The following is a 20,895-nucleotide window of genomic DNA, read 5'->3' on the forward strand; positions in this document are numbered from 1 at the left end:
TGCTTTCACCGCCGACTCGTTGGTTACCCGCAGAAACCCTTTCCCCATGGCTTCTCTTCCTCCACTATGAGCCGTCATACCCGCCGGTAAGTCAGGTCTCCGCGCGGGTCGCAAGGCTGCGAGGAGGCGGCGGGATGGCTCGGGCCGACGACAATGATCGTGACGGTGCGGAGCCCGGTCACGGGATCCACACGGGCGCGCCCGACGCGCGGCTCACCGAGCTGTTGCGCGCCGACACGGTCACGGCGTACCCGGCGCTTCAGGAACTGCGCGCCCGCCACCATCCGCACGTCCTCGCTTACGCCCGGCTGTGCAGCCCCAACGAGTCCATGGCACGGCAGCTGGCCGCCCAGGCGTTCACATTGGCCGCCCGTCAGGCCGCCCGCGGTATCGACCCCGGACTGCCCTGGCGCCACCGACTCCTCCTGCTGGTCGCCCGGTCGGCCGGGACCTGGGCCGTGGACGGGCGGGCGGCCGGTCTGGACGCGGGGCTGCTGCTCGTCCTGAACACAACCGGCCCCTCCGGCCCGCTGCCTTCCATGCTGACGGCGTTCCAGTCCTTGCCCTCCCGCACTCAGGGCCTGATCTGGTACGGGATCGTGGAACAGGAGCCCGCGGAAAGGACGGCAGCCCTCCTCGGTCTGACCCGGGCGGACGTCACCTACGGAACAGACCCGGCGCTCCAGCAGCTGGCCCGTGCCTGCCTGCGCACCCGCCTCGCCGCATCCGAGGACCCGGACTGCTCCGACTTCGGCCGCCTCATCGAGGAGTCCGTACGACCCGACAACCCCCGCGGCAGCGCCGATCTGCACGCCCACACGGCGCGTTGCCCGCACTGCACGACGGCCTACGAGGAGCTGTCGGTCCTGCGGGACGCACCGCGCACGGCGCTGGCGGAGGGGCTGCTGCCGTGGGGCGGCACGGCGTACGCGGCGAGCGAGCGGGAGATCAGGGGCACCGCCGTGGGGCGGACCCTGCCCGGCCGCGCCGGATCCGGGCGCAATCCGGAGGAGGGGGAGGGGGGCCTGGATCGCCGACGTACCGTGCTGGTGTCGGCGGCGCTCGGGGTGGCCTTGCTGCCGCTGGTGATGCTGCTGATGGCGCAGGGCGGATCGCCGTCGCAGGACCCGGCGGGCGAGGCGAGATCACCGGTGAGCGTGCCGCCGGTGGCGGTCGCGGTGACGGTGACGGCCACCGTGCCGGCGAAGCCGAAGTCGCCCTCGCCGTCCTCGCCCTCGCCGTCGCGGAGCCCGAAGGCCCCGACAGGAAGCCCGTCACCGGCGAAGACGACGAGCCCGAAACCTCCGCCCTCCTCCGCGCACCCGCCCGCCGGCTCGTTCGCGCAGGTCGTGAACATCGGGTCGGGGCTGTGCCTGGACGTGGGCGGCGCCTTCTCCGACGGGACCGATGTGATCACGGCTGCCTGCTCCACGTCGCGCACACAACGCTGGCGCGTCGACGACGACCGTGGGGTGCTCCAGTCGGCCGCAGATCCCGACTTCTGCCTGGACAGTCGAGGGGCGACGCACCGGGGCGTCGGGATCTGGAGCTGTGACTCGGTGGACGGCCACAACGGCCGCAACCTGATGTTCGTGGTGGACGAGGACGGGCTGATCCGCCCCGCCATCGCCTTCGGGACGGCCGTCACCCCGGACGGTGGCACTGGGGACGGTCTGTCGCTGGAGTCGGCGGGCGGGGGCACCGGGCAGCGGTGGCGGGCAGGGGCTGCCTGACCAGACGTCGCGCACCCTGCGCTGCTGGTGAGGACGCAGTGTTCCCCTGCTGCGCCCTTCATCAGCGGTTGCTGACCGGCGCGTCGGGGCGCAGGGCAGCGGACGCGGTTCGTCGCAGGGGTGGAGCAACGGCGGGCGGTCCACTGTGGGAGGTGTCAGTGGCTGGCGGCCAGTTCACCGGTGAGCTTGCCGTGGAGGTCGGCGCTGGCGTCGTTCAGGCCGGTGATCTCGACGGTCTTGCCGCGCTGGGCGTACTTCGCTTCGATCCCGTCAAGTGCGGCGACGGAGGACGCGTCCCAGATGTGGGCCGCGCTCAAGTCGATGACGACCTTCTTCGGATCGGTGGCGTAGGCGAACTGGCCGACGAGGTCGTTGGAGGAGGCGAAGAACAGTGCGCCGGTGACCCGGTAGACGACCGTGCTGCCGTCGGGACCGGTGACGGCGGTGACCTCGGCCAGGTGGGCGACGCGCTTGGCGAAGACGACCATGGCGGTGACGGAGCCGACGACGACACCGATGGCGAGATTGTGGGTGGCGACCACGCAGACGACGGTGATCACCATGACGGTGATCTCTCCGGCGGGCAGCCGCTGGAGCGTCTTGGGGGCTACGGAGTGCCAGTCGAAGGTCGCGAACGACACCATGATCATGACGGCGACGAGCGCGGCCATGGGGATGTCGGAGACGACGGGGCCGAAGGCCATGCACAGGACCATCAGGAACGCGCCCGCGAGGAAGGTCGAGAGCCGGGTGCGCGCACCGGACACCTTCACGTTGATCATCGTCTGGCCGATCATGGCGCAACCGCCCATGCCGCCGAAGAAGCCGGTGACGACGTTGGCGATGCCCTGGCCGATGGATTCGCGGGTCTTGTCGGAGTGGGTGTCGGTGATCTCGTCGACGAGCTTCGCGGTCATCAGCGACTCCATCAGCCCGACCAGGGCCATGGCGAACGCGTACGGCGCGACGGTCGTCAGCGTGTCCAGGGTGAAGGGCACGTCGGGCAGGCCCGGCACCGGCAGGGACGACGGCAGCTCGCCCTTGTCACCGACTGTCGGGACGGCGATGCCGGCCGCCACCGTGACGACGGTGAGGATGACGATCGAGACGAGCGGCGCGGGGATCACGGTGGTGAGCCTCGGGAAGAACACCATGAGTGCGAGAGCGCCGACGATCATCGGGTAGACCGGCCAGGGGACGCCTCGCATCTCCGGGATCTGGGCCATGAAGATCAAGATGGCGAGCGAGTTGACGAAGCCGACCATCACCGATCGGGGGATGAACCGCATCAGCTTCGCCACGCCCAGTGCCCCGAGGGTGATCTGGAAGACGCCGGCCAGGATGACGGCGGCGACGAGGTAGCCGAAGCCGTGCTCCCGGTTCAAGGGGGCTATCACCAGGGCCACGGCGCCGGTGGCGGCGGAGATCATCGCCCGTCGGCCGCCGACGATAGCGATGGTCACGGCCATGGTGAAGGAGGCGAACAGGCCGATGGCCGGGTCCACACCGGCGATGATCGAGAACGAGATCGCCTCGGGGATCAATGCGAGCGCGACGACCAGGCCACCGAGGACCTCGGTGCGCCAGACCTTCGGGTCGGAGATCCAGTCGGGCTTCAGACCGCGCAGGCGCGCGGTCGGGGACACAGTATCGGCGGCAGCAGACAAGAGGGAAAGACCTGTCGGGCTCGGGCGCACCCCTGCGGCAGACCGGGGCGTGCGGGGGATACGGAGGGGCCGGGTCGGCGCCGCGTGGAGCGGCTCCGCGAGGTGCCCGGCCTCAGGTCGAAAGGGGAGGGGAGTCGCGCTTGCCCGGAGGTGCGGCCGGGCTCACGTCCGGGGGCGAAGCATCACGGCGGGCAGGCGGCGGCGTCGGGCGTCATCGGCTCGCGCACGCTTCCCTCCTGACAGAACCGGATCTTCGACGGAGCGGCATCGGCCCCGACACGACAATGGCGAGGCGGCGGCAACCCGCCTCTCACCACCGGCAACTCTACCCTAACGTTAGGGTAGGGATCGGCGGCGCCCACTCGGGCCGAGACCGCCGGGACGAGAAGGGGCAGAGGATCACGGGCGTGGACGGCAAGCACATGCAGATCGGCGAGGTCGCCTCGCGCACGGAGCTGTCCCTGCGCACCATCAGGCATTACGAGGAGACCGGCCTGGTCGTCCCCTCCGCCCGCTCACAGGGTGGCTTCCGCCTCTACACCGAAGCCGACGTCGCCCGGCTCATGGTCATCCGCCGCATGAAGCCGCTCGGCTTCACCCTGGACCAGATGCGCGACCTGCTGGATGTCACCGACCGCCTCGACGCCGGTACCGCTCTGGCAGCCGACGAGCGCGAGGCCCTCCTGGAACGCCTACGGTCCTACCGGCAAGCCGCCACCCAGCAGATGGAAAAGCTGCGGGTCCAGTTGATCCGCGCCGAGGACTTCGCCACCACCCTGGACGCACGCCTGGAGCAGAACGCCCCTGGCGAGCTGGACAATCCCCGGTAGACCGGGTTCGGCACCACCATCATGTCGACGGGGGCCATCAGCATGCCGGTGAACTCGCGCAGCGCCCGCCGATGCGAAGCCGGAGCGCGCGGTCGGCCGACCCGGCGCAAATCGTTCCGCCGGATCGGCCGATTCATCAGGTGTGGGTGGTGCCGCGGTGAGGGGGCAGCAGCTCATGGCCCACCTGTGGGAGTCACCCCGGTCGTTGGCGACGCCGTTCCAGTTGACCTCCTGGCCGGGCGCGAGGCAGATGGTCATGTCACCGCGCTGCCCGGCGTCCTCGAACACCTGGACATGGCTCGGGATGCCCGGGCCCTCGATTCCGTGGTTGGCCCAGGAGGAGTCGGTGTCGGCGATGTAGCTCTCCCACCAGCCGTCGTCCCCCGACCAGTTGGCGCGCTGCCCCTGGAAGTCGACGTTCTCCCATGCGCAGAAGTGGCCGTTGGGGCAGTCTGCGGCCGATGCCGTGGTGGCGGTGGTGAGGGAGCTACCGGCGGCGAGGAGCAGCGCGGCGGCGAGGAGGGCGGGCTTCTTCATCGGTTGGTGCCTTTCTCATGGGCGGACCGGAGGATGGTTCGGGCCGTGCGGACGGCGTGCGTCCGCAGTTCCCGGTAGGTGGTCCGTTCGCCGGCCGGGGCCCTGCTCTTGAGGTTGTTGACGGAGGTCGAGGCGCGGAACCAGCGTTCCTGGTCGCCGTAGAGGCGCTGCTGGGCCTGAGCCAGGCAGCCATCGGTGTGCTGGCGGACCTCGGGGCCGCCGGGCAGGGTGAGGGAGAGTTCGGCCCGGCCGGTCCCGAACAGCGCGTCACTGACCCGGCTCTGCTCCTCGGCGTCGCGCGGGCCCTGTCCCGGACGCGGAGGGGTGAGGCCCTGGCGGGTCAGGCAGCGGTCGGTGAGCAGGAGCTGGGCGGCCTTGACGGTGTCGTCGGCGCCGAGTGGCGGGGCTTTCGGGGCTGTGCAGGCGGTCACGACGCACAGTGAGGCGAGGAAGGCGACGGCTGTCGCGCGGCGCGGGTACCTGGGCATGAAGGAGTTCAAGCCCTCCGGCGGCCCGGCGGGGTGCAAGACGTCGCAGGGAAGATCTTTCGCATGATCAACTCAACGGTGACGGAGGGGCCGCAGGAACGGCGGAGACCGGTCCTTCACTCCAGGGAGCGGCGCTCGGGGGTCAGCCCCCCGCGCGGGTAGCTCCTCCCGGGCGCCCCGCTCACGTTTCACGCATGCCACGTTCGCGGCGCTCGGTGAAGTCGTGCGCCGGGCAGGACCGCTCCGGCTCCTGGGCTTCGCCATCACCGTCGACACCGAGTTCACGTTCCCGGACCGACTGCGGGAGCTGAGTACCCGCAGGGGCGCCGTGTCCGAGTGCGCACCCGGCCATGCGAACCGGAAAAGGTCAGTGCTCGCAGAGGGAGAACTCCCGTTCGTAGAGCTGCTCGTTGTGTTCGTCGACGAAGAACTTGCGTTCTTGCATGAGCTGTTCGCGGTAGTTCCTGGCCTGCTCAAGCGTCATGGTCGAGGTGTCGGACCACGGTTGCTGCGGGGGCACATCGGATGTCGAGACGATGGTTTCCGATGGGTCGACCAGAAAGAACGCGAGAATTTTGCGGTGCCCCGGGCGAGTGGGGTCCTTGAGGCGGAATGAGTCGACCCGGTGCTGCAGAATGTTCGGGAACGCAAGGCAGCGGCCGGCTGGGGTCGATGCCGATCCCAGCATCTGGTTCAGCGCGTCTTCGTCCTCCAGGCCATAGACCTCACGCAGACCGTTGTCGTCGTTCTGTTCGTAGTGCGGGTCGTCGAGTGCCGCCCGGAAGCTCAGCCGGCTTTCGGTGATGTTCTCGCTGTCCCAGTAGTAGATTCCGGTGGAGACGATCCGCTCGTTCAGCATTCCCTCGACATGCCAGGATCCGCCACTGTATTCGGGCTTGTCCGGGGTGAGATGAATGGTGGCGAGCTTGACGATGACCTGGAGACGGTGGCCGCGCAGATCGACCCGGGCGGATTCGTCGGGCCGCTCGGGCGGGGTGAAAGCCGGGGCGTCCGGGAGGACGGGACGGCGGTTTTCCCACCAGTCGTCCTGGGCAACTTCCCATGCGCGGAGGGCTTCGGCATAGGCCCCATCCTCACTGTAGGAGGATTTGTCTGGATACTCTGGCTCTGAGTCGTACCAGCCGTACGGATCGGCCTCGATCCGCAGGGGCCGCGGATGGCGCAGATCGTTGAGCACGTTCTCCAGTAGCGGGCGCATACGCGCGAACAAATCCGGCAGGACGGTGGCCAGTGCGTGGTGGAACTCGGGGTGGACGTTGTTGACGTACGAGCGGAAGGCGACATCGCCGTTGTCACTGACGTCGACGTCCGTGGGCAGCCACTGGAACTTCTCGGAGAATTCGTACTTCGAGTAGTGGTTCGTCGGGTTCTGCCAAGCCCGCTCGGACGCTCCGCTCACCCCTCTCACCAGACAGAAGAGTGAGGGATGAACCAGATCCAGCACCTGGCCGTCGGATCCGGGATGCCAGTCCAATTCTGCTTCGGGGACCCGTTCCAGAACCTGAACGGCCTTACACAGCCTCGATCTGAGCGAGTCGTCGACCAGCGTGTCCGACTGCCATACTCCATCGACGGCCGACACCTCGACGCCGGTTCGCTCGTCCCTCAGTGCGGCGTAATGCGCGAGTTCGTCCAGCACATAGCGAACTTGCGCTTCGGTGAGGCCCTGGGTGACGGCCTCTTGCGTCCACCTCGCGACGATGTCGGCATCGTTCATCTTGTCGAACCACCCCGGCTTCGCCCGGATGTGTGCGCTGCACTGCATCATCTGGAGTTCCCGCAGCGTTCGCGGCGGCGTGAACGATATGGAACGGGAAGCCTGAAAAGGCAAGGGGAAAGCAGACAAGCCGGTCAACTCTCTCGGTCCTCACAGTCGGTGCGCGGTGCCGGGAAGGATACGTCAGCAGACTGACACCGCTGCCGTGGACGGAGTGGTCGGGTTCGCGCGCACGGTGGGGACGGCACCCCTGCCGGAACGGGTGGGGACGGCACCCCTGCCGGAACGCCCGGCGGGGCCCGCTGCTGTCGCGGGCCCCGCCGGGATCGTGCCGCCGGGTCAGGCGGAGGTGGGCTGTGTCCGGTTGAGGACGGGTTCGAGGCGGACGACGATGCCCTTCGAGGCGGGCTGGTTGCTGATGTCGGCGACGCTGTCCAGCGGCACCAGGACGTTCGTCTCCGGGTAGTAGGCGGCGGCCGAGCCCTTGGCGGCCGGATAGGGTACGACCTCGAAGTTCTCGGCCCGGCGCTCGGAGCCGTCGGCCCAGACGCTCACCAGGTCGACGTGATCGCCCTGGGCCAGGCCGAGTTCGGTCAGGTCGGCCGGGTTGACGAGCACGACGTGGCGGCTGCCGTGGATGCCGCGGTAGCGGTCGTTGTTCGTGTAGGGGACGGTGTTCCACTGGTCGTGCGAGCGCAGCGTCTGCAGCAACAGGTGCCCCTCGGGCGCCCGGGGGACCACACGCTCGTTGCAGGTGAACAGGGCCTTGCCGACCTTGTTCTTGAAGACGCCCTCGTTCACCGGGTTGGGCAGTTGGAAGCCTCCGGGGCGGGTCACCCGTGCGTTGAACTCGTGGAAGCCCGGTACGACGCGGGAGATGCGGTCGCGGATGGTGCCGTAGTCACCCTCGAACGTCTCCCAGGGGATGTCGGCTTCGCCGTTCAGGGCGCGGCGGGCGAGCCGGCACAGAATGGCGACTTCGCTGAGCAGCAGCAGGGAGGCCGGTTCGAGGCGGCCCTGGGAGGTGTGTACCTCGCTCATGGAGTTCTCGACGGTGACGAACTGTTCGCCGTCGGCCTGCACGTCACGCTCGGTGCGCCCCAGGGTCGGCAGGATCAGCGCGGTGTCGCCGCAGACGGTGTGCGAGCGGTTGAGCTTGGTCGAGATGTGGGCGGTCAGCCGGCACGAGCGCATCGCCGCCTCCGTGGCCTCGCTGTCGGGAGCGGCGCGGACGAAGTTGCCGGCCAGGGCGAGGAAGACCTTGACGCGGCCCTCGCGCATGGCCTTGATCGAGTTCACCGAGTCCAGTCCGTGCGGGCGCGGCGGGTCGAAGCCGAACTCCTCCCGCAGGGCGTCGAGGAAGGTGTCCGGCATCTGCTCCCAGATGCCCATGGTGCGGTCGCCCTGGACGTTGCTGTGGCCGCGCACCGGACAGGCGCCGGTGCCGGCTCGCCCCAGGTTGCCGCGCAGCATCAGGAAGTTGACGATCTCCCGGACGGTGGGCACGCCGTGTTTGTGCTGGGTGATGCCCATCGCCCAGCAGACGATGACGCGTTCGCTCTCCAGCACCTCGTCGCGGACCTTCTCGATCTCCTCGCGGGTGAGTCCGGTCGCGGTGCGCACGTCGTCCCAGTCGACGGTGCGGGCGTGGCGGGCGAACTCCTCGAAGCCGGTGGTGTGGGCGTCGATGAAGTCGTGGTCCAGGACGGTGCCGGGCCGGGCCTCCTCGACCTCCAGCAGCAGACGGTTGAGGGCCTGGAACAGGGCGAGGTCGCCGCCCGGCTTGATGTGCAGGAAGCGGTCGGCGATCTGGGTGCCGCGTCCCACGATCCCGCTCGGCTTCTGCGGGTTCTTGAAGCGCCGCAGCCCGGCCTCCGGCAGCGGGTTGACCGCGACGATCCGGGCGCCATTGCGTTTGGCCTCCTCCAGGGCGGTGAGCTGGCGCGGGTGGTTGCTGCCCGGGTTCTGTCCGACCAGGAAGATCAGGTCGGCGTGGTGGAGGTCGTCGAGGCTGACGGTGCCCTTGCCGGTGCCCAGGGTCTCGCTCAGGGCGAAGCCGCTGGACTCGTGGCACATGTTGCTGCAGTCGGGCAGGTTGTTGGTGCCGAAGGCGCGGGCGAAGAGCTGCAGGACGAAAGCGGCCTCGTTGCTGGCGCGGCCGGAGGTGTAGAAGACGGCCTCGTCGGGGGAGTCCAGCGCCTTCAGCTCCTGGGCGAGGACGCCCAGGGCGTCGTTCCAGCTGACGGGCTCGTAGTGCTCGGAGCCGGGCCGCTTGATCATCGGCTCGGTGAGCCGGCCCTGCTGGTTGAGCCACATGTCGGAGCGGGCGGCGAGGTCGGAGACGCTGTGCTCACGGAAGAAGTCCGCGGTGATCCGGCGCGTGGTGGCCTCGTCGTTGATGTGCTTGGCACCGTTCTCGCAGTACTCGTTGCGATGGCGTCGGCCCGGGGCCGGGTCGGCCCACGCGCAGCCGGGGCAGTCGATCCCGCCCACCTGGTTCATGGTCAGCAGGTCCAACCCGGTCTTGCGCGGGGAGGTCTGCTCCAGGGAGTACCCCAGCGCGTGCACGACCGCGGGGACTCCGGCCGCCCACTTCTTCGGCGGTGACACGGAGAGGGTGGTCTCCGGTTCCTCGTCGGGCGGGTTCTGCATCGGTTCGCCTTTCTCTTGCCGTGTGCACGCCGGTCAGCCGACGGGCCACTGGGCCACGCGGCTCCTGGGCGGTTCCGGATGGTCGTGCTGCACGCGGCCGTTGCGGATGGTGCCGCGCCAGGCCCCGCCCTCCTGACCCAGCCCTTCGATGAACTGCTTGAAGTTCATGAGCTCCCCGCGCACCGACCGGGCCGTGAGCCGGGCGGCCCCGGACGAGCGGGTGAGGATCTTCGCGGCTCCCTGCGGTTGCAGCAGCATCCGGACAGTGATGGCGGTGCCGCCGGACTCCGTCGGCATGAACTCGACCTCGCCCTGATGGGAGGGCTTCTGCTCCAGGCCGCGCCAGGCCAGGTAGGAGTCGGGGTCCTGCTCCACGATCTCGATCGCGAAGCGGTGGCGCAGGGGCCCGTAGCCGATGGTCCATGCGGTCACGGTGGGCCGGAGTTGCTCCACGTCGCGCACCGCGGTCGAGAAGCGGGGGAACGTCTTGAACTGCGTCCACTGGTTGTACGCCGTCCGCACCGGCACGTCGACCTCGACGGTCTCCTCGACGTGCTGCCCCCGCAGCGGACGGCGGCGCGTGACGCCGTCCCCGTCGGTGCGCATCCTCGGAGCGGTCGGCACGGCCCGCTGGGCTTCGTCTTCGTGCGCCATCGTGATCTCTCTTCCGGTGAGGGAGCCGGGCGTCCGGACACCCGGTATCCCCTCGTACGGCGGGGCTTCTCTCCCGGTTCCCCCATCGTGCCCTTCGAGTCACCTCAGCGCCTCCGGGGCCCGCGTGATCCGCCCGCGAGCGGGCGGGCCGGACAGTGGCTTTCCCGCGGCGGCTGAGAGGGCCGGCCCGGAGGTCGGCATGCACGCTCTCCGCCCCCGCAGCGCGCCTCGAACCTGAGCAGGAGTTTTTCCTTCCGCTGGACGTGCGCATGACTTTTTCCGGCAGCGGACGTTCCCGGAAGGGCGGAGTCATGCGAAGAAGAGGACGGTTCTTCGGCCGGAATCCTGCACCCGATGATTTCCGTGCGGCAGGCCGGCTGCTGGGCATCTGGGTCAAGTAGTGCGCCAGGTGTATTGATCACGAGCGTTGTTGACAGCACGGCTCGCGACAAGCGACGTGCGGGTCGCGCTCACGGGCGGTCGATCGGTCACTACGCGTTCGACACATACGAGACCGACGTCGCGCTCCGGGCGCAGCTGGGCGGCGAGCAGGTGCCGGCACGGATGCTGTTCGCCAACCAGGAGACGCTCTTCTCGATCTCCGCGGAACCTGTGCCTCCGGGCAGGATGCCGTGGTGCGACGACCGCAGTCCCTGACATCTGTCAGGACCGTTCCCGCCTGCGCCGTCCCTAGCCTTTCGTGCGCGATCTCCTGTCATCCCCGCCCACCGGAACCGCACAAGCCACCTTCCACCGACAGCGGATCCCAGGCCGCCCTCACCACCGTCAGGGTGACCAGTACGCCGACCTGCCGGCCGCAGCCCCGTGCTGACGACGGCAGCAAGAAGAGGAGGACCTTCATGCGACTTCACCTGCGTGTACGTGCCGCCGCGCTGACCGTCGCCGCCGCCCTCGGGAGTGTGGGCCTCATGGCGCCCACGGCCTCGGCCGGCGCTCGGCACCAGTGCACGCTCGAGACGAACGCCTACTACTGCTACAACGTCTACGCCGCGAAGGTGTACGACAAGTTCGACGGCACCGGCAAGGTCGCCGGATATATGTACTCCACCTACAGCTGGTTCAGTTGCCGGCTCGACAACGGCGGTTATGTGGGCGGCCCGCACCCGAACCGCTGGCTGCTGACGAAAGCGGACAACGGAGTCTGGGGATGGATGAAGGACACGTCCGTCAGCTCCGAGACGGACCCGCTGATCCGCTGCAACTGACCGCCTGCGCCCACCGGCCCGGACCGCACCGGCATCGGACCTCCGGAATGTGCTGGGTCAGGACGACCCTGGTCGGCCGGCGGGGCCCGGGGTGAGCGCCTGGGGCAGCCGCGCAGGGCGCCCAGGTCGCACAGCGTCTGCCAGACGGCCTCCCCGGCGTCGGCCGGGGCGTCGTCCGCCCAGGCTTCGAAACCGACGGCACCCAGGCCGCACGCCCGATGCGGAGCCGACCCGAGGCGGCCTGGTGGGCTCCCCGGGGCGTGGACGGCAGCCGCCACGCCCTCGATCCGGTCAGGGACGCTGGCCCTGCCTGCGGGCGCCGTCCGGGGCATACTGCTTCCCCTCGCGGCCCGCCGAGCGGTATCCCCACGCAGCGGGAGTACGCGGCCGTGTCGTCGGCGCGGCTGCCTCCGGCCCGATCGGACCGGAGGAAATTGGTGTTCCCAGGCCCGCGACGGGGAAACCACATGCAACTGGGCGGAGTCCGCTCGCGATACCGGGGTGGCCACGGCCACGACCTCGGAGTCCGCCTGGAACGCCGAGCATGGGGAGTTTCGGGGGTGGGGGGAAACGTGAGGCCGCGTCTGGTGTTCGTGCACGGTATCGGTGGGTTATGCAATCCCACCGCCGAACTGGACGTATGGCTGCGGGCGTTGGCCGACGGCGCCCGGGACGCGGGGCATTCGAACCGAGTCCTCGATCTGATCCAGGGGTGGGCGGCGGACACGCGCTTCGCCTACTACGGTGACCTGTTCCGAGACGCCCAGGCGCAAGGCGGGGCCGCCCAGGTGGACGACGACGAGGCCGTGTTCGTACGGGAGATGCTCAGAGCGGCCGTCACCGAAAGGCTGGAGGAAACCATCCAGGAATCCATCCAGGAACCCATCCGTGGCGAGGAGATTCCGGTGCTGCGCCATGCCCAGGCACAACTCGGGCCCCGGGGTGCTCCCCAGGGGCCCGGCTCGGTGGCCCGCCAGGTGCTCGGCGCCGCGAACACCCTGCTGTCCGTGCCCGGACTGCGCAGCTTCGGTGGCTGGGTCAGCGCCCGCCTGATGGTGGGGCACCTGCGTCAGGTGGCCCGGTATCTGGGGCGTGGTGAGCCGGATGAGGAGGGCCTCACTCTCGACACCAGAATCCGCCGCCGCCTGGAGCGCGAGTTGGACACCGGCGCGCCCACCGTCGTCGTCGCGCATTCACTCGGGACGGTGGTGGCCCTCGAGACGCTGTCCGCGTATCAAGGGGACGTCCCCCTGCTGGTGACCCTCGGATCCCCGGTGGGAATGCGCGCTGCGGTGGGCCTGCGGATGCGCCCCCAGCCGTTACGGGTTCCCGGCTCGGTCGGCCGCTGGCTCAACTTCTGGGACCGGGACGACCTCATCGCCGTACGGCCGCTGCTGGAGAACGCCGTCCGACCCAACGCGCGCGCCGTGCTGCCCCGCAGCAGACGCGTCGACTCGGACGGCATCTCGGTGCATCCCGCCGTCAAGTACCTCGCACAGGCGCGCGTCGCCGGACCCGTCGTCGAGCAACTTCAGGCGGTCACCCCTTCATGAGCGCCTCTATGCCACTGCGCCACGCCCTCGTCATCGCCCCGCAGAACACGGGCCTGGGACTCCTCAGCGAACTGGAGGACGCCGCGCCCTCCCTGCGGGACGCGCTCACACACCACTGGACGGGAGGCTGCACACGCAGCCCTTCGGTCACCTCGGCGCTCCTGTACGGCGATGCAGCCCGCAAGGACGACATCGAGCGGGCGGTGCGGACCGCGGCGGTGAGAGCGGGCGAGGCCGGCGCCGTACTCGTCGTCGCGTTCCTCGGCCACGGCATCACCGACGGGGAGAACCCCGGGCTTCACCTGATGGCCGCGGACTCCCAGGAGGACTGGATCGGCTCCGGGGTCGACGTCGGACAGATGTTGACGGACATGCTGAGAACGCCCGGGCTTTTGGGGCTGATAGCCCTGGTCGACACCTGCCACGCGGGTGGCGCGACGCCCGACATCCGGGCGCTGTCCGCCGGGGTTCGCAGGGGAGCGACCAGGTTCGCCCTGCTCACGGCGGTCGGTGCAACCGAGGAGGCGCACCGGCTCGCCTTCAGTCGTGCCCTGGTGCAGGTGCTCGGCGAGGGGGTGGTCGCATCCGGGGAGTTCCTCAGCCCCGCCGAGGTGCTCACGGCCGTACGCGCAGTGGTGCCGGACCAGACCGCCCACTTGGTCGAACACGACGGCACGCGATTCGGCGAGCCCCTGTGGATCGCGCGCAACGCCAGCCACTTCAGGGGGATCGCCTCGGTCCTCGGCCCCATCGCGACCGAGAAGCTGGCGGAGGCGCTGGCCCCGATAGGCGGCTCGGAGCTGCTGCCGACGCCCGTGACCGACCTCCTGGTGCTGGAACGGCTGCACGAGGCACTGAACCTCCGTACGGCCTCGGACGCGACCGAAATGGCCTGGGCCCTGCGGGTCGTCGACGGTCTGCGCGTCGTGCTGCGCACCGTCGATCTGCTCTATTCCTGGCCGGGACAGCCGCTGACCACCGACCGGCTCAAAGACGCCCTCCGGTCGGCCGCCGGACTGCCGGAGAAGGAACTGCCCGAGACTCACGGCAGTGAACTGCTCCGTGACGCGGTGGAGTTCCTCCGGTTCCGGGCCCGTCGCCCCGGCGAGTCGCCCACGGCGCGGCTCGCGGTCTTCGTGGCCGCGCTGGCCGCGGACGAGGGGCGGAGCGAGGACAGCCCGGACCTCGCCGTCTGGGCACGCGCGGTCGGTGCCAAGGTCGAATTGGGCGATGCCTTCGAGGCCCTGCGCAAGCAGCGGGACAGAACCCGGCTCCGGCTGATCGTGAGCCTCCATGCCGCTCTCGCCGACGAATGGCCGGAGACCCTGGAGGCATGGCTGGTGGACGGCGGTCAGGTGCACGCGCACGAGACGTTCGATTGCCGGCCGGACCAGCCGGGTGTCGAGGCGGCGCTGGCCCGGGCACTCAAATGGGGCTCCCAGGCGGGCGGGGAGGCAGGAGCGCTCCGTCGCGTCGAGGTCGCCGCGTCCGCGCCGCTGCTGCTGCGCTGGCGGCCGGAGCTGACCAACTTCGGTGAGCGGCTCGGCGATCGGTACGACGTCGTGATGCGCTGGAGCGAGCGGCTGTGCCCGCCGGAACATCTCTTCTGGATCAACTGGCGGGCCCGGGAGAAGCTCACGGCGATGCGCGAGGCCGGAGCGGAACACGCACCGGTGGACTGGCTGGGCCCGCAACTGACCAGGAACCCGGGCGAGCTCGTCGAGCGGTTCCTGCGCGGTGTGTACGTTCGGGCCATCGGACTCGGGCACCGGCCGAAGGACTTCGAGCAGATCATGGAGATCCTCTTGGCGTACGCCCCCATCGTCCTCTGGCCCGGGGTGGAAGGCCGCATGCCCGGCGGCTGCCGGAGCAGCCTCGACCAGTACTGGAACCTGTTGCCCACAGAGTTCAGCGAGGCCTACCGTCGCAGCTGGGGCCAGGGGGTTCGGGCGGCCGGACGAGGCGGCCGGGATCACCTGGCCCTGTGGCGGAGTGTGTGGCACGACCACGAGTGGCTCGACTTCTGCGACTGGTTCGGGCGTATCGACGAACGGGGGGAGCCCGCATGACTTGGCAGCCCTATTTCGCGGGCGACGGTGTTCCGCGCGACGTCGATCTCGGTGATCCGCCGCCATGGCGGAGCTTCCCACGGCAGCCCCTGCACCGGCAGTTCCAGCCGCCGCCGGGACTCGTCTGCGCGGTCAACGCCGCCCTGGCGCTGCGCCGCCCGCTGCTGATCACCGGTCCGGCGGGTTCGGGCAAGTCCACGGTCATCGAACAGGTCGCGGCGGAACTGAAGCTGGGCCGGCCGCTGCACTGGCACATCACCTCGCGCAGCACGCTCACGGAGGCGCTGTACCGCTACGACGCGCTGGGCCGCATCCACGCGCAGCGGCTCTCCGGACCCGAAAGCAGCGATGACATCGCGCCGTTCCTGCAACTGGGCCCCCTGGGAACCGCGCTCGTGCCGGCCGAGCGTCCCCGGGCACTGCTGATCGACGAGATCGACAAGAGCGATCTGGACCTGCCCAGCGATCTGCTCGACGTCCTGGAGCGCGGAGAGTACGAGATCCCGGAGCTGGCCCGGTACACGGAGAGGGTCGTTTCCGTGCGGCACTGGGACAGCGACCAGGACCGCAGCCCTGTCGAGCGGGGGCGCGTCCAGTGCGACCGCTTTCCGTTCGTCGTGATGACGAGCAACGGCGAACGCGACTTCCCGGCGGCCTTCCTGCGGCGCTGCATCCGTTTCACGATGCCGACGCCGACGGTCGAGGCGCTGCGGTCCGTGGTCGAAGCCCATCTGAACATCGGTACGGATCCGAAGCGGACCAAGACGGTCGACGAACTCATCAGGTCGTTCGTCGAGCGGGTGGCGGCCGGCCAGAGCCTGGCCGTGGACCAGTTGCTGAACGCGGTCCACCTCCTGACCGGCGGCACCGCGCTGTCCGACGCGGACCGGCGGGAGGTCCTCGACCTGGTGCTGCGCGAGCTGTCCCGTGCCTGAGCCGGGCGTTTCGGGGGCAGACCCGTTGGGGCAGGTGGTGGCTGCGCTTCAGGTGGTGGCACCCGGCCTGGACGGCACGGCCCTGGCCGACCTCCTCTGGCTCGCGTCCCGTATGGGCGAGGCCGGGGGAGAGGAGCCCGCCACCGCCGTGCCCGGGCATCCGGACGAGCCCCGCCGGGAACCACGGCCGGTCCCCAGGGCCTCGGCCGCCGAGCCCGGGGCGGAGCCGCAGGCACCGGAGCACCCCTTGCACGAGCGGCTTGCCGGAGCGCCGGCCCGGCTCCGCGGTGACGCCGTCGCGGTGTCGGGGGCCGGGGGCCTGCCTGACGGGCTGCCGCTGACGCGCGCCTTACGGCCGTGGAAACGGCCCTGGCCCCGCGGGCGCAGGGACGAGCTGGACATCGAAGCGACGGTGGACGGCTATGCCCGCAGCGGAGAGCTCGTGCCCGTGTTCCGGCCCGCCCCCGAGCGGTGGTTCGGGCTGGTCCTGGTGGTGGACCGCTCCCCGGCAATGCAGGTGTGGCGGGAGGTGATCGACGACTTCACCGTCGTTCTGGACCGGCTCGGTGCCTTCCGGACCCTGCAGGTGCGCGACCTCAGCTTCGGCGAGCGAGGGCCGGAACTCCGGGACGGGCTGGGGCGGTTGACCGGACCAGGACAGTTGTGCTCGCCGGACGGGCGTCTGCTCGTGGTAGTGGTGTCCGACTGTGTGGCCGGGGGATGGCGGGATCCGGCCGTGTGGCGGCAGCTGCGAGCCTGGTCGCGGTCGGCCCCCGTGGCGCTGCTCAACCCGCTGCCGGTGAAGCTGTGGCGAAGGACAGGGCTCGACCTGCCGACGGTCCGGGCGCTGCCCGGGCCACCCGGCGCGCACAACACCCAGCTGTCGTTCGATCAGCCGCTGCTGCCCGACGCCGGACCCGGTGCGGAGGACAAGGGCACCTGGCTGCCCATACCCGTACTGTCCATGTCACCGCATTCCCTGAGCCGCTGGTCGCGCACCCTGATGCGCACGGCCGCCGACGGATGCGGCGCGGTCCTGGTCCCACCAGGGGGCCGGCCCGCCCGCCGAACCGACCGGCACGGCGGGCCCGTCACGGCACAGAGCTCCGCGCGGCCCGTTCCGCCGGCCGCGGTGAGATTCCTCCGCACGGCCTCGCCCGCCGCCGCCCGCCTGGCCGGACTGTGCTCGCCCTTCGACAAGCTGAGCATCGGCCTGCTGCACCTGATCCGCCAGGAGCTGGTGCCCGAGGCGGGTGTCGCGGACATGGCCGAACTGCTCGTCAGCGGGCTCTTCCCGGTCAGCGCGGACGACGGCGGGGCTGTGGCGCTCCGGGTACCCGAGGAGGTGCGGGATCAGCTCCTGGACAAAGTCACCGAGCACCAGATATGGCGGCTGAACAGGGCTCTGAGCCGTCACCTCTCGTCCCGCCCGGGAGGGAGCGGGCAGCTGACGGCGGTCGTGCCCGGCCCGGCGGGCGGCATGGAGGTCCCGGCCGAACTGAGGTCGTTCGCGCAGGCATCGCAACGGACGCTGGAACTACTGGGACTGACGGCCACCCGGCGGGGACAGAGGAAGGAAGCCCGGCCGAGACAGGGTTGGACGGACATGGCCACAGCCGTCACCCGGTCGCCGAAGGCGGGACTTCGCGCACACACGACGGAACGGGAACGAGTGGTGGACAACCGGCCGTACTTCTTCCTGAGTTACGCACACACGCCGAGCTCGGGCCCTGGCGGCGGAGATCCCGACCACTGGGTATCCGTCTTCTTCCGCGACCTTTGTGACCACATCATGGCGCTCACGGATCTGCCCGCGGGCGCTGCCGCGGGGTTCATGGACCGGGAGATGCGCGCCGGCGACGGGTGGCCCGAACGGCTCGCGGAGAACCTCGCCACCTGCCGGGTGTTCGTCCCCCTCCTCTCGCCGCGCTACTTCACGAGCGAGATGTGCGGACGGGAGTGGTACGCGTTCAACGAACGTGTTGTGCAGGCGCGCTCCTCAGGTGCGCTCGGGCCTGCGTCGCCGATCGTCCCAGCCCTGTGGGCGCGGGTCGAGTACGCCCAGCTGCCGGACTCCGTGCGTCATCTCCAGGTGGCGTCGGCGGAGTTCGGGAAGCGATACATGGAGAGCGGCCTCTATGGCCTGATCAAACTCAACCGGCTGCGTGACGAGTACGAGGAGACCGTTCTCCAGCTGGCTCAGCGCATCGTACGGACCGCGGAGGAGTTTCCGCTGCCCTCGGGCGCGCCGCGTGCCTACGAACGGACCCCCAGTGCGTTCAAGCCGCGCGGCGAAGGCCCCCGGCGCATCCACCTGACAGTGGCGGCGCCCACCCGGGACACCATCCCTCCCGGCCGCGACGTGCGCCCGTACGGCGACACCGCCCATGACTGGAACCCGTACTTCACCGAGTCCACCCGGCCCATCGCGGCCCTCGCTGAGGAGCTCATACGCGCGCTCGACTACCGGGTCACCGTCTCCTCCCTGGACGACTTGGACGCGAGCGGACCCGCCGACGACGAGGAGTCGACGAGCCGGCCCGGCATCCTCCTCATCGACCGCTGGGCACTCACGGACAGTGCACGCCGACAAAAGCTCCATCTCCTCGACGCCCGGTCACGGCCTTGGGTCAGCGCGATCGTCCCCTGGAACCGTGTCGACGTGCAGTGTCAGGGCGAGGAGGGCCGCGTGCTCGCGAACGACCTGGAGAGCACCCTGCCGCTCAGCCTCGACCGGGGCCGCCGTGCGGGGTCCCGTACCGCCGTGAACGGAGTGCCGACGCTCCGGTCGTTCGTCGACGTGCTCCCCGCGGTCGTCGCCCATGCGACCCGGCAATACCTCAACCATGCCGCGCCGCATCCCCCCAGCGGCTCATACACCCCGCGGCCCCGCCTCACGGGGCCCGCTCTCCCGCCCTACCGCCACCCTGCGGACACAGGGCCCGAGACCGGGGAGGAAGCATGACGACGCCACAGCACGGGCGCATTGTCACGTTCTATTCATACAAGGGCGGTACGGGCCGCACGATGGCTCTCGCCAACACCGCGTGGATCCTCGCCGCCAACGGCAAGCGGGTGCTGACGGTCGACTGGGACCTCGAAGCTCCGGGACTGCACCGCTTCTTCCACCCGTTCCTCGATCCCGCCATGCCGGCCGCCACCACGGGCGTCATCGACCTCGTACAGGAGTACGCCTGGGCGGCGACCACTGGGGGGCCGCGCTCCGGTGCGTGGCATCTGCCCTACGCCGATGTCGAGCAGCACGCCGTGTCGATCATGCCGGAGCGTCTGGGCCTGAGCTTTCCGGAAGGCGGCACGCTGGACTACCTCTCCGCCGGCCGGTACGACCGCGCGTACTCCACGGCCGTTCTGGGATTCGACTGGGAGAACTTCTACGAGCGCCTGGGCGGCGGCCTTCTCCTCGAGGCCCTGCGCGACAACATGAAGCAGACGTACGACTACGTACTGATCGACAGCCGGACCGGGCTCTCCGATACCGCCGACATCTGCACCATCCAGCTTCCCGACGTCCTCGTGGACTGTTTCACGCTCAGCAACCAGTCGATCGACGGCGCCGCCGCCGTGGCCCGCAGCGTCGAGGCGAACGCGGCCGTCCGGGAACCGATCAAGGTCCTGCCGGTCCTGATGCGTATCGACGAGGGCGACAAGGAGAAGGCCGACGCGGGCCGGGCCCTGGCGCGCGCGAAGTTCGGGGGGCTGCCCCGAGGACTGGACCCGGAGGCTTCGGCTCACTACTGGGGGTCCGTCGAGATTCCGTACCGTCCGTACTACGCGTACGAGGAGATCCTCGCCACCGTCAGTGACCCGGCCGGCCTGCCCGGCTCCCTCCTCTCCGCCTTCGAACGCCTCACCGCTGTCATCTCGGACGGTGACGTCACGTCGCTGCCGCCCGTGCCCGAGCCGCTACGGCTGCGATGCCGTGAGGCCTTCGCCCGACGGCGAGGCCCTGCGTGAGACCGATGCCGTGCGAGGGCCGGACTGAGAGGACGGGCCGGCACGCCGTCGACGCGGGCCAGAGTCCGAGCCGGTCTTCGCCGAGGCCCGCCACGGCCAACCGCCGACAGAGCCCCTCGGGATGGCGGAGCCGCAGGAACACGCGCTCCCACTCGGCATCGAAATGTCAGCGGTGTCCAGGGGACCGGCGAGAACGACCTACTTCAGGGCGGATTTCAGCGCTTTCGCGGTGGGCCCTGAATCTGTGGGAGGAACCCTCCAGCGAAACGCGACGCCGTTGCCATCAACGTAGACGAGGGTGCCGCCCCTCTGGGCAGGGGTGATGTCGAACGCAACGGTGTTGACCTGGTGGGTATCGGCCCGCACCACCGGTTTGCCGCCTCCGTCGTCGAAGCCGACGGGGGCGATACTTCCTGCCCCGTCGGTGTTTGAGGCTTTGATGGTCTTCCCGTCGAGCGTCTTCCACCGGAAGCCGCCCTGGGCGGCAGTGGTCGTCACCGAATCCTCGGCCCGATTTCCTGCTCTGAACGCGACCACAGCGAAGAGACCGTGCTCCGGAGCGCCGGCGCCGGCTTGGTCGACGTAGACGACGGTTTCCGGGGTGATCTGCGCGGCGCCCTTCCCGTCGACGCCGGCGGTGTCGGCGGTCTGTCCGAATGTGAGCGCGGTGCGCGGGGTCGGCTGCGGATCACTCGCGCCGTCACCATCAGAACAGGCAACAAGGCTCAGACAGGCTGCGGCGAGCACGAATGCTCTGGCGGCATGGCGCATGATCCCCCCGGACCGACACAGTTGCAGCAGGTGATTGCCGCACCACGCTAGCAAGCCACGGGAACAT

The 20,895-nt window shown here is 69.9% G+C and carries 13 protein-coding genes and 2 pseudogenes; 8 read left to right on the top strand and 7 right to left on the bottom strand.

Translation table 11 applies throughout. From position 1 onward, the window contains the following. Nucleotides 1-134: 134 nt before the first annotated feature. Entirely contained in the window at nucleotides 135-1,733 is a 1,599-nt protein-coding gene (locus ACFY9S_RS30930; protein WP_391134765.1) for a ricin-type beta-trefoil lectin domain protein, read from the top strand. Between the two features lie 155 nt (nucleotides 1,734-1,888). Here ACFY9S_RS30930 and ACFY9S_RS30935 read toward each other — a convergent pair whose 3' ends face one another. Continuing rightward, on the bottom strand, nucleotides 1,889-3,379 hold the full coding sequence (locus tag ACFY9S_RS30935; protein ID WP_391134768.1) for a SulP family inorganic anion transporter: 1,491 nt from the start codon (nucleotides 3,377-3,379) through the stop codon (nucleotides 1,889-1,891). A 428-nt stretch (nucleotides 3,380-3,807) separates the two neighbouring features. On the opposite strand from ACFY9S_RS30935, the gene ACFY9S_RS30940 reads away from it, so the two are divergent. After that, nucleotides 3,808-4,230, top strand: a complete 423-nt coding sequence (locus ACFY9S_RS30940; protein ID WP_391134770.1) for a MerR family transcriptional regulator — start codon at nucleotides 3,808-3,810, stop codon at nucleotides 4,228-4,230. Between the two features lie 168 nt (nucleotides 4,231-4,398). Here ACFY9S_RS30940 and ACFY9S_RS30945 read toward each other — a convergent pair. The 5 genes and pseudogenes from ACFY9S_RS30945 to ACFY9S_RS30965 form a co-directional block, all read right to left on the bottom strand. Beyond that, nucleotides 4,399-4,767: pseudogene (locus ACFY9S_RS30945) on the bottom strand (peptidase inhibitor family I36 protein); the annotation flags it as partial. Then, nucleotides 4,764-5,255, bottom strand: coding sequence for a hypothetical protein (locus tag ACFY9S_RS30950; protein WP_391134773.1), 492 nt, complete (start codon nucleotides 5,253-5,255; stop codon nucleotides 4,764-4,766). The pseudogene ACFY9S_RS30945 and the gene ACFY9S_RS30950, both read right to left, overlap by 4 nt. Nucleotides 5,256-5,622: 367 nt before the next feature. Beyond that, on the bottom strand, nucleotides 5,623-7,131 hold the full coding sequence (locus ACFY9S_RS30955; RefSeq protein WP_391134776.1) for a DUF4246 family protein: 1,509 nt from the start codon (nucleotides 7,129-7,131) through the stop codon (nucleotides 5,623-5,625). 201 nt (nucleotides 7,132-7,332) lie between these two features. Then, nucleotides 7,333-9,645 carry an FdhF/YdeP family oxidoreductase gene (locus ACFY9S_RS30960; protein WP_391134779.1) on the bottom strand — a complete coding sequence of 771 codons (2,313 nt, stop codon included), beginning with the start codon at nucleotides 9,643-9,645 and terminating at the stop codon, nucleotides 7,333-7,335. A 33-nt stretch (nucleotides 9,646-9,678) separates the two neighbouring features. Beyond that, a complete protein-coding gene (locus tag ACFY9S_RS30965) occupies nucleotides 9,679-10,299 on the bottom strand; it encodes an SRPBCC family protein (protein WP_391134782.1) in 621 nt (206 codons plus the stop codon). Between the two features lie 860 nt (nucleotides 10,300-11,159). On the opposite strand from ACFY9S_RS30965, the gene ACFY9S_RS30970 reads away from it, so the two are divergent. From ACFY9S_RS30970 to ACFY9S_RS30995, 6 genes and pseudogenes are all read left to right on the top strand, one after another. Beyond that, on the top strand, nucleotides 11,160-11,525 hold the full coding sequence (locus ACFY9S_RS30970; RefSeq protein WP_391134785.1) for a hypothetical protein: 366 nt from the start codon (nucleotides 11,160-11,162) through the stop codon (nucleotides 11,523-11,525). Between the two features lie 572 nt (nucleotides 11,526-12,097). Continuing rightward, complete coding sequence (locus ACFY9S_RS30975) at nucleotides 12,098-13,078, top strand: alpha/beta hydrolase (protein WP_391134787.1); 981 nt, start codon at nucleotides 12,098-12,100, stop codon at nucleotides 13,076-13,078. Beyond that, nucleotides 13,075-15,147, top strand: a complete 2,073-nt coding sequence (locus tag ACFY9S_RS30980) for a hypothetical protein (protein WP_391134790.1) — start codon at nucleotides 13,075-13,077, stop codon at nucleotides 15,145-15,147. The genes ACFY9S_RS30975 and ACFY9S_RS30980 overlap by 4 nt, the downstream gene beginning before the upstream one ends. Beyond that, the gene (locus ACFY9S_RS30985) at nucleotides 15,144-16,082 is read left to right on the top strand and encodes an AAA family ATPase (protein WP_391134793.1); all 939 of its coding nucleotides are present in this window, start codon (nucleotides 15,144-15,146) and stop codon (nucleotides 16,080-16,082) included. The genes ACFY9S_RS30980 and ACFY9S_RS30985 overlap by 4 nt, the downstream gene beginning before the upstream one ends. A gap of 37 nt (nucleotides 16,083-16,119) precedes the next feature. After that, on the top strand, nucleotides 16,120-19,047 hold the full coding sequence (locus ACFY9S_RS30990; protein WP_391134796.1) for a TIR-like protein FxsC: 2,928 nt from the start codon (nucleotides 16,120-16,122) through the stop codon (nucleotides 19,045-19,047). Next, nucleotides 19,044-20,045: pseudogene (locus tag ACFY9S_RS30995) on the top strand (KGGVGR-motif variant AAA ATPase); the annotation flags it as partial. The gene ACFY9S_RS30990 and the pseudogene ACFY9S_RS30995, both read left to right, overlap by 4 nt. A 210-nt stretch (nucleotides 20,046-20,255) precedes the next feature. Here ACFY9S_RS30995 and ACFY9S_RS31000 read toward each other — a convergent pair. Next, nucleotides 20,256-20,828 (bottom strand): hypothetical protein, encoded by a 573-nt coding sequence (locus ACFY9S_RS31000; protein WP_391134877.1) that lies wholly within the window; start codon nucleotides 20,826-20,828, stop codon nucleotides 20,256-20,258. Nucleotides 20,829-20,895 lie beyond the last annotated feature (67 nt).

It is taken from the genome of Streptomyces sp. NPDC012474, from assembly GCF_042955185.1.
Lineage (GTDB): Bacteria > Actinomycetota > Actinomycetes > Streptomycetales > Streptomycetaceae > Streptomyces > Streptomyces cahuitamycinicus.